10 protein-coding genes are annotated in these 8,412 nt (G+C 64.0%); 4 read left to right on the top strand and 6 right to left on the bottom strand.

Annotation, left to right across the window (positions count from 1 at the left end; translation table 11 throughout):
- Positions 1–50: 50 nt before the first annotated feature.
- From ACFE65_RS03420 to ACFE65_RS03395, 6 genes are read right to left on the bottom strand one after another with little or no spacing between them, the layout of a single operon-like run.
- The gene (locus ACFE65_RS03420) at positions 51–182 is read right to left on the bottom strand and encodes a hypothetical protein (protein WP_375380933.1); all 132 of its coding nucleotides are present in this window, start codon (positions 180–182) and stop codon (positions 51–53) included.
- A 31-nt stretch (positions 183–213) separates the two neighbouring features.
- Positions 214–1,455, bottom strand: coding sequence for a restriction endonuclease subunit S (locus ACFE65_RS03415; RefSeq protein ID WP_375380932.1), 1,242 nt, complete (start codon positions 1,453–1,455; stop codon positions 214–216).
- On the bottom strand, positions 1,455–1,673 hold the full coding sequence (locus ACFE65_RS03410) for a hypothetical protein (protein ID WP_375380931.1): 219 nt from the start codon (positions 1,671–1,673) through the stop codon (positions 1,455–1,457). The genes ACFE65_RS03415 and ACFE65_RS03410 overlap by 1 nt, the downstream gene beginning before the upstream one ends.
- Positions 1,670–1,996, bottom strand: a complete 327-nt coding sequence (locus tag ACFE65_RS03405; protein ID WP_375380930.1) for a nucleotidyltransferase family protein — start codon at positions 1,994–1,996, stop codon at positions 1,670–1,672. Before ACFE65_RS03405 ends, ACFE65_RS03410 begins: the two co-directional genes overlap by 4 nt.
- A complete protein-coding gene (locus ACFE65_RS03400) occupies positions 1,989–2,393 on the bottom strand; it encodes a nucleotidyltransferase substrate binding protein (protein ID WP_375380929.1) in 405 nt (134 codons plus the stop codon). The genes ACFE65_RS03405 and ACFE65_RS03400 overlap by 8 nt, the downstream gene beginning before the upstream one ends.
- A gap of 37 nt (positions 2,394–2,430) precedes the next feature.
- Positions 2,431–3,984: a type I restriction-modification system subunit M gene (locus ACFE65_RS03395; RefSeq protein ID WP_375380928.1), complete on the bottom strand. Its 1,554-nt coding sequence runs from the start codon at positions 3,982–3,984 to the stop codon at positions 2,431–2,433.
- Between the two features lie 1,466 nt (positions 3,985–5,450).
- Between ACFE65_RS03395 and ACFE65_RS03390 the strand changes: the two genes are divergently transcribed.
- From ACFE65_RS03390 to ACFE65_RS03375, 4 genes are all read left to right on the top strand, one after another.
- Positions 5,451–6,251, top strand: coding sequence for a hypothetical protein (locus ACFE65_RS03390; protein WP_375380927.1), 801 nt, complete (start codon positions 5,451–5,453; stop codon positions 6,249–6,251).
- 104 nt (positions 6,252–6,355) lie between these two features.
- Positions 6,356–6,994 (top strand): hypothetical protein, encoded by a 639-nt coding sequence (locus ACFE65_RS03385; protein ID WP_375380926.1) that lies wholly within the window; start codon positions 6,356–6,358, stop codon positions 6,992–6,994.
- A gap of 6 nt (positions 6,995–7,000) precedes the next feature.
- Positions 7,001–7,591 carry a hypothetical protein gene (locus ACFE65_RS03380; RefSeq protein ID WP_375380925.1) on the top strand — a complete coding sequence of 197 codons (591 nt, stop codon included), beginning with the start codon at positions 7,001–7,003 and terminating at the stop codon, positions 7,589–7,591.
- A 68-nt stretch (positions 7,592–7,659) separates the two neighbouring features.
- The gene (locus ACFE65_RS03375) at positions 7,660–8,382 is read left to right on the top strand and encodes a MobA/MobL family protein (protein ID WP_375380924.1); all 723 of its coding nucleotides are present in this window, start codon (positions 7,660–7,662) and stop codon (positions 8,380–8,382) included.
- The last annotated feature ends 30 nt before the right edge of the window (positions 8,383–8,412 follow it).

The following is an 8,412-nucleotide window of genomic DNA, read 5'->3' as shown; positions in this document are numbered from 1 at the left end:
CAGCTTCGCAGTCGCCTGATCAAGCCGTCATGCGCCAACCCCGTGAGCAGTTACCTGTTGGCGGCGCGTTCGGGTGTCTTGCCGTCGGGCGAAGCGTCGATGCCGTAGGCGACCTGCCAGCCCTGCTCGGCCAGCCAGGCGAGCGCAGCTTCCTCGACGACGGACTCGGTGAGCTTCGCCATCAGGCGGCGACGCCATGGCGTGCCGCGCCGATCATGCCGCCAGCGCCTCGGCGTCGCGGACGCGGAGCTCGCCGGACATCAGCTTCGGGAGGAGCGCGTCGCGGGTGGCGGTCAGGGCGTCGCTCTCCTGCACGTTCTGAGCTATCTTCCAAACAATTGCTGCGACCCGTTCACGGTGGGCAGCCACAAGCTCGACACTCGGAATTGCGAATCCGAAGGACGGGATCGCGTTTTTTGCTAGATGCAGGACAGTTGTTCCGCTTGTGTGAGCAAGTGCGTGACGGGTGAAGTCATTGCTATCGGTCAAGCCAAATAAAAACTCTCGATCAAGGTAAGATCGAGGTTCGGGGCGCAGGATCGCCACGTCCAGTGAAGCCACAAGTCGTCCAAAGCGCACATCGCCGATGACACGAGCCGGCCGTCCGATCAGTTCCGCCGCCTGCGTCACGTCTGTCTGCGAGATAACGATCTCACCATCGCTAACGACCTGCTCGTCGTTATATTTTCCGGTGTAAGGCTTTAGTCCATCTCTTCGATAACCGCCTCCCCGCTCGAATGACTTCAACGTGACCAGCGCGGTGGTCGATGGTGAGAGTTCAGCGCTCGAGTAGGATCGCCCTTTCGTAACGGTCGCGTGATCTGTCAGACGAGCCAATCCCCATCCCTCCGGCACACCATTGTCGCTGAGCCGTTCTGGGAAAAGGGACCAGAGGTCGGGAGCAAGATAGGCGGGGCGGCCTTGAGCCTTGGCGCGGGTGGGGCCAAAGTCGACGAACCAGTTCCGGAACAACGCCCGCGCGCTCGCCTCCAGCGTCTCGTTCATCCGTCGGTTAAGCTTGATCTTATCGTCAAGGGCGGAAAGAACGCCAGCGATGGCTGCCTGCTCGTCCCTGCTGGTAGGCAGCCTGACGACAGCTTGATGCAGGTGATTGCGATTTAAACCTGGCACCGCGGCTTTGTCCGAATAGGCCATGAAATCTATTAGACTGAGAAAATACCCGATGAAGCGCGGATCGTTTCCTTTGAAATCTCGAACATACAACGTTGTGTTCAGCGGCCAGAATGGCTCGTCAATAAAGAATACCTGACCAATCGTTCCGTATCGGCCCGTCACCACGCCGGGCGACGCGATCTTGGCTTCGCTTATCCGGCCAGAGATGCCCGAGGAGGAGACGAGCGGAACCAACCCGGCAGTCCGCGACTGCTTAGGCAAATCGTAACCGCGCTTCAGTTCGATCACGTCGCCCAGCGGACACTCGCGCCACCCAGCCATCACGCCGCCCCATCCACGAACAACGCCACCAGCCGCTGGTTTATATAATAGTTGTTCCGCCCGATCCGCTGCGTGTCCAAAAGCACTGCTGCCGCCAGTGTGTTGAGGTATTTGGTCGCCGTCGGCCGCGACAAGCCCAGCTCCCGTTCGACACTTTCGATCCGTCTGCAGCGATGGCGGATGAAGCCGTTGCGCGGGGCCTCGTTCATGGTGCTCATGCGACGCATCCTGGTCGCAGCACCCGCAGATCCTGCGCAATCAGCGTTCGGAAATGCTCGCTCGTGCTCGCCCAATCGAGCAGATCGACCTTCCACGGCAGGTCGCTTTCCGTGAAGTCTTCCCGCAAGTCCCCGAGCGTCCCCAAGGGCAGCGGCGTTTCGGACAGGATCGCCAGGTCCAGGTCGGACCACCGCTTCAGCCGTCGCCCGGTCGCGCGGCTACCGAACACAAAAACCGGTATGTGCGGGACGTGACGCGCAAGGATCGCCTCCACGATACGCCGTTCGTCAGGCAGCAGGTGGATCGCGGGCGCGTCAGACATTCGCGGCGTCGATCCTGGCCAACAGCGCGCGTGCATCCGCCAATAACTTGGGCGCCTTGGCCAGCACTTCGCGAGCTTTCTTCTCGTCATAGGTATGCGACGTCTTGTTGCGCATATCGCGATACTCAAACCATGTTCTCGGGTCGTCGACCAAACCCATTTCGGCGGCGGTCCGCACCATGTCACGGAAGCCCAGATGGTCGACCTGCGAGGGGCTGAACGCGCGCACCTCCATTGCCCTGCCCATCGTCTTGATGCTCAGCTCATAGACGAACTCGACGCTCTGGATGGTTCCGGCGACCAGTGTGTCGCGGACCGGTTGCGGCTGAGCATCGAACCAGGCCGTGTTGTCGACCAGGTCGAGCGCATTGGACAGTGCGGAGACTGCGTTGCGCAACGCGCTGATGTCCAGTGGTCCTTGTGCCATGCCGCGATCAATCGCCGATGATCACGCTTGTCAATCGATCGCGGATCACCTGCGTCAGCCGCGCGCTTTCCGCGAACTGCTCCTCCAGCGTCGCCTGCAGCGCGGCGAACCGCTCGGCGAAGGGGATGGCGTCCGCCTCCACGTCCTCGGCACCCACATAGCGGCCGGGCGTGAGGACGTAGCCATGCCCGGCGATGACATCGTGCGCGGCGGCGCAGGCAAAGCCGGGGGCGTCGGCATAACCTTCACCTTCGCGCCAGGCGTGGTAGGTCCCGGCGATCTTCGCGATGTCGGCGTCGCTGAACTCGCGGCGGGTGCGGTCGACCATGTGGCCGAGCTTGCGCGCATCGATGAACAAGATTTCGCCGCGCCGGTCGCGCAGCTTCTTGGTCTTGCCCACGCCGTTCGACTTGTCCCTGGCCAGGAACCAGATGCAGACCGGGATCTGCGTCGAGTAGAACAGCTGCCCCGGCATCGCGATCATGCAATCGATCACGTCGCCGTCCACCATCGCGCGGCGGATGTCGCCTTCGCCGTTCTGGGTCGACGACATCGACCCGTTGGCGAGGATCACGCCGGCAGTGCCGGTCGGCGCCAGATGGTGCAGGATGTGCTGGAGCCAGCCGAAATTGGCATTGCCGGCCGGCGGCGGGCCGAACTGCCACCGCGCATCCTCGCGGATGCGGTCACCGCCCCAGTCGGAGATGTTGAACGGCGGGTTGGCGAGCACATAGTCCGCGCGAAGGTCAGGCAGTTCGTCCTTGTGGAAGCTGCCCTCGTTGTTCCAGCGGATGTCCGCGTCGATGCCGCGCACCGCCAGGTTCATCATCGCCAGCCGCCACGTCGTGTGGTTCGACTCCTGGCCGTAGATGGCGATGTCGCCGATCCGGCCGCCGTGGCTCTCGACGAACTTCTCGGACTGGACGAACATGCCGCCGGAGCCGCAGCAGGGATCGTAGACGCGGCCTTTGTAGGGTTCGAGCATCTCGACCATCGTCCGCACCACCGATCGCGGCGTGTAGAACTCACCGCCGCGCTTGCCCTCGCTGCCGGCGAACTGGCCGAGGAAATACTCGTACACCCGGCCGAGCACGTCGCGCGACGTGTCGGCGCCGCCCTTGAAACCGATGCCGGAGATGAGGTCGATCAGCTCACCCAGCATCACCGCGTTGAGCCCGGGCCGGGCATAGTCCTTGGGTAGCACACCCTTCAGGCCTGGATTGACCTTCTCGATCTCGAGCATGGCGTCGTCGACGACCTTGCCGATGCCGGGCTGCTTGGCGTTGGCCTGCAGATGCGACCAGCGCGCGCCCTTGGGCACCCAGAAGACGTTGTCGGCGCGGTATTCGTCCTCGTCCTCGGCCCCCTCGGGATATTCGGCCAGCAGCTGGAGGCGCTTGGCCTCGAACCCCTCCGATATATGCTTGAGGAAGATCAGGCCGAGCGCGACGTGTTTGTAGTCCGACGGCTCCATGTTGCCGCGCAGCTTGTCGGCCGCGCGGAACAGCTCGGCTTCGAAGCCAAGATCGCCGCCTGACGGGGCTTTGGGTGTTTTCGCCATCGTTGTTCCAAGCTGTTCGTCTCGAGGCTCCGTATCGGGGAGTGGCACAGGCAACCATAGCGAACCACGCGGGCCGCCCGACATAGGTCGCTCCAGCCTCAGCATCGTATTCGCGCCACCAATCAGCGATCCGATTTCACCAGTTTCGCGCGCGCCCGCAGGCGCCCGAACAGTCGCCTTCTCCGCCTACACACCCCGGGTCGTTGCCAGCACCGCCGTCAACCGCCGACGCGACAAGACCGGACGCGATCACCGTTCACCCCCCGACGCCGCTCGCATCGTCATGAATTTTGCCATTACCGGAGATGCCTCCACCTCTATTCTGGCACACGCTGTCACCGTCTGCGGACGCAGTTCCTTCCCACCACCAGATACTCGACCAAGAGCGCCGTCAGCGCTGAAAACCAGCCGCTCGTTCGACCGAAAATTTGCCATATGCGTTAATAAAGGAGTTTCCGGAGATGTCCCGTCAAGCCACACGTGAAACCCCGAATTGCTGGCGTAATTTGGGAGTTATCGGAGTACTTCTGTTTTCCCTTCAGAAACCTATCTTCCCGAGTCCGCGTTGATCCTATCTCTCCGAAAGGCATAATCGGTTCCTTTCGAAATAAATTTCGAGGTTATCGGAGGTATGATCAATCACTACTGATCCGGCCGACCTTTCGAGCGCGATCGGATGCCGCCGATCAGCCGCGACAATCGCCAGACACTGGCTACCCTCCTACCCACGCGCGCCAATATTTCATAACGATCTCTTCGCCTTGCTATAATTAGGCTATTTCCGGAGTACCACCCGAGGCGTACTCGTGTCGCTAATTACGCCATTATCGGAGTAGTATAAGGAAAGTACTCCGATAACCCGATAATTCGCTACGTTGCCTGGCACGCAGCGCCGTCACAAGCGACTTCCGACCGCGCTATAAGGGCATCTTTGAGTTACCGGAGTACTATAGGGCCACGTCGGACCTAAGATAGCCGGCATGAGACCGGCCGGGCCATCCAGGGTAGCTAATTTTCAAGCGCAATACCGCTAAAGTTACGCGGTTCCGCGTATCCTCAGCTTGAATGCTGCGTTGCCCCTCCGTCCGTCGGGAGCAAGGCCGCCGCAGGCGGGTGGCGATGGCCGGGGCCATCGGGGTCGCCGCGAAGCGGCTCGGGTCGCCCTTCCGGCTCACAGCAAGCTCTGCCGCGACCGAGCGTGACTGGATTACACAATCTGTGCCGCTCGGGATAGCGTCACGACTCTGCGACCTCCCCTCGCGCCACAGCCGCCGGACATAGCTCAACCGCATGACCGCCAACCAGACCTCGTTGCTTGTTCGAAGCGTGGAAAAGCTCCGCCGGAAGGGGTGCCGATGATCAGGGCAGTGGGAAGGGAAAAAAGGTGCCGAAAGGCGCCGTCCCAGCGGCTCTGATCATCATGCGGGCTGCCCGCTCCACAGAGGAGAAGAGAAATGCGCGATCCATTGCGCCGGACCGACGATACACGAATGCCCTCGGCGGTCCTGGCCTACGACCTTGAGACCATTGCCCCGACAATGCCGGACGGAAGCTTCCCACCGTGGCCGACGCACCGGATCGTCGCCGCCGGCTTTGCCCGGGCGTCATGTGTCGATGGCAATTGGCGGTTCGATATCGATGCCCACGTCGTGGGAGGCGATATCGATGAGGCCGCGCTGGTGCGCGAAGCCGAACGGCGGATCGGCTCAGCCGAGGTGATCACGGGGTATAATTCGCGAGGATTCGATTCACTCGTCCTCCGACTCGCTGCCCAGCGACTGCGTTTGTGGGAGATGCCAGCGATCGCCAGGCATGCGGCGATGCCTCGCTTCGACGGCGCCCATGCCGACCTTGCCGACTTATACGCCGCATTCGGCCGCAAGGTCGGGCTAGCCGAGATCTGCGATGCGATCGGCATACCGGTGAAGACTACGACCAGCGGCGGCGATGTCGCAGCGCTGTGGGAGGCCGGCGAGACCGAGCGCATACGCATCTATGTCATGGAGGATGCAGCCGCGACACTGTGCGTCTTCTTCGCATGGCTCGCCGGAAGGGCGGCAAACGAGGCGCTGGTTGCGCGCCCGATAGCGGCGCTCGCCCGTCACATCGAGGCGGAGCCGGCGCTTGCGTCCCTGCAGCCATTCACAGACGCCGCGCTGATCCGCTGGGCAAGGCCGCGCGCGATGGTGGCCGACATAGCCGCTGCGCTCGACCGCCTCACCGAGCGGCTCCGCCGCGAGGAGGAGGAGCGCGCCTTCGCCGCCTGATCTCGCGGCATCGCCAGCGTCAACACCGCCCCCGCGTCACCAACCCTGCCGGCCCGGCCATCCACCCAGGATGGCCGGGCCGTTCTCGTTTTTGGAACATTCTCATGACCAACCACGCCACTCTCGACACTTTCACCGACACCATCGCGCTTGCGACCTGCTGGCTCAACAAGCCGGCGTCCAACGACCGTCTCGCCTGCACGCTGCTGGTCGGTGCGGCGACGCTCGTCGTCAGCCGCCGTTTCGGTCAGCTCGCCTTTGATCTCCAGGCGCACAGCAGCACCGTCACCGACAATCCAGCCGGCACGATTGCCTGGCTTGCCGAGCGACTGCCGGTCGAGCCTGGCCGGCTCCTGCTCTGGCGGGCGGAAGACATCGTGGTGCCCTCGCTGCTCGCCGCCGCCGAAACCGCCCGTGACATGCTGGCCGGCGCTCGGCTGCTCCGGTCGATGCAGCACGCCTTCGCCGACGAGGTGGTCGATGTCGCCGAGTCTCATGGTGGCAGGCAAGCCCGGTCGTTCGATGCCGTCGCCCATCGGCACGGGCTACCGTTCATTGCGATGACGGATGATCAGCTGGGCGATGCGCATCGCACCGGCTGCCATGGCGCCATCCGCGACTATCTGGCCGGCCGCGCCAAGGCGATCTGGCAATTGTGGCTCCAGACCCGGGCGGACGGGGAGGCGCCGCGGGTGATGACGGAAGCGTGGCTGGAGAGCCCTGAGGCGGAGCTGAGGCTGTGAGCACCTGTGAAACGGAAAAATCCGCGGACTGCCATCTTAAGGGGAACAGCAATGGTTGACCAGTTCAGCGGCGTCGTTGTGCATCGGCAGCGGTTCACGCTCGCGCTCAGGCGCGAGATGGGCTGGCCCTCTTTTCGGCCAGCGAACGACTGCCTCGATTTTTCGATCGGCGGCCCGGTCGATACCGTGACCGGCCTCAAACTGGCGCGGATCGTCGAGCGGGAATGCAAGGACCTGATCCACACCAGCTGGAGGAGGCCTGCCGCCCCCTGGCCGTGCGATTTTGCAGTCGTGATCCGCATGCTGCTGACGCTCGACGTGGTCACCGGCCTCGCGCCGTGGTGCGCGGGCGACGACGACCCGGTCATCCTCGTCGGTGTCGACGAGTTCTTCGCGCACGATCGACGCGGCTCGCTCGTCCGGCTGGCAGGCCGACCGGCGATGATCGTCCCGGGCCGCCGGCTCGCCCTGCGGCGGATCGAGGCCGCCGCAAGAGCCAGGAGCGTCAGGCACCTGGCCGGCAAACGGCTCGTGCGGACCGGCGGCGACTGGATCGAGCCGGAAGTTCCGGCCGAGATCCCGGTCCGATTCACCTGACCCGTCACGCCGGGTGCATCACCCAAACACCAACGCCACCACCGCTTTCCATTACCAAGGAGACGATCATGACCATCGACCTGCTTACCGGCGCGCGCATCCGGCGCCCCGATCCATCCGCCAACCTCGATCCCGAGACCCTCGCGTTCGAGCGCTTCCTCCGTGCCCGCCCCCGCCATGACGAGCCCGATCGTCAGCTCGATGCGCAGGTGCGGCCGGTCAGCGAGGAATGGCGACTCCTAGGACGTCGGCCAGCCTACCGGACCGCGGTGGCCAATGTTGCGTATATCTGGCGCGACGCGGGCGCGGCGGATCGGTTCGGGCCGATGCCGGCCGCCTTTGCCGAGCGGCGGTGCGAGGTGCAGGGAGCCGGCCTGCTGCTCCCCGCCAGCGCGCCAATCTGGGCTACGGGAGACTATACCATCTGGGAGGAGGCCGACCAGGCAACGGCGGCGTTGGGCGATCCGACCGCGGTCGCGGCATGGCACGTCATGCTGGAGATCCCCGTCACGATCCCCCGCGCGCGCTGGACCACGCTCGTCACCGGCTTCGCCGAGCGCGAACTCACCGCCAAGGGCGCGGTAACGGCGTGGGCCGTGCATGCGCTCGCAGGCCCCGACGGCGAGTGGATCGTTCGCCCCCACTGCCATATGGTAGTTACGGCCCTCCACTGGCGCCACGATCTGCGCCATAGGCGGCGTCATCCCGGGTGGATCGGCCGCACTCGCCATCAGTGGCAGCTAGCCAGTAAATGGCGCGGCGAGATGTCCCGGGCCTGTCTTCTCGCCTAATCGATGTGACGCGGGTCGGCGCGAAAGAGC

This window comes from uncultured Sphingomonas sp. (assembly GCF_964237335.1).
GTDB lineage: Bacteria > Pseudomonadota > Alphaproteobacteria > Sphingomonadales > Sphingomonadaceae > Sphingomonas.
Note: the sequence above shows the minus strand (reverse complement) of the source record. Positions and strands in the feature narration are given on the sequence as shown.

What these genes read in the sequence shown, in the direction of transcription:
- ACFE65_RS03420 (WP_375380933.1), bottom strand. Translation starts at nt 182, where the DNA reads ATGGCGAAGCTCACCGAGTCCGTCGTCGAGGAAGCTGCGCTCGCCTGG.
- ACFE65_RS03415 (WP_375380932.1), bottom strand. Translation starts at nt 1,455, where the DNA reads ATGGCTGGGTGGCGCGAGTGTCCGCTGGGCGACGTGATCGAACTGAAG.
- ACFE65_RS03410 (WP_375380931.1), bottom strand. Translation starts at nt 1,673, where the DNA reads ATGAGCACCATGAACGAGGCCCCGCGCAACGGCTTCATCCGCCATCGC.
- ACFE65_RS03405 (WP_375380930.1), bottom strand. Translation starts at nt 1,996, where the DNA reads ATGTCTGACGCGCCCGCGATCCACCTGCTGCCTGACGAACGGCGTATC.
- ACFE65_RS03395 (WP_375380928.1), bottom strand. Translation starts at nt 3,984, where the DNA reads ATGGCGAAAACACCCAAAGCCCCGTCAGGCGGCGATCTTGGCTTCGAA.
- ACFE65_RS03385 (WP_375380926.1), top strand. Translation starts at nt 6,356, where the DNA reads ATGACCAACCACGCCACTCTCGACACTTTCACCGACACCATCGCGCTT.
- ACFE65_RS03375 (WP_375380924.1), top strand. Translation starts at nt 7,660, where the DNA reads ATGACCATCGACCTGCTTACCGGCGCGCGCATCCGGCGCCCCGATCCA.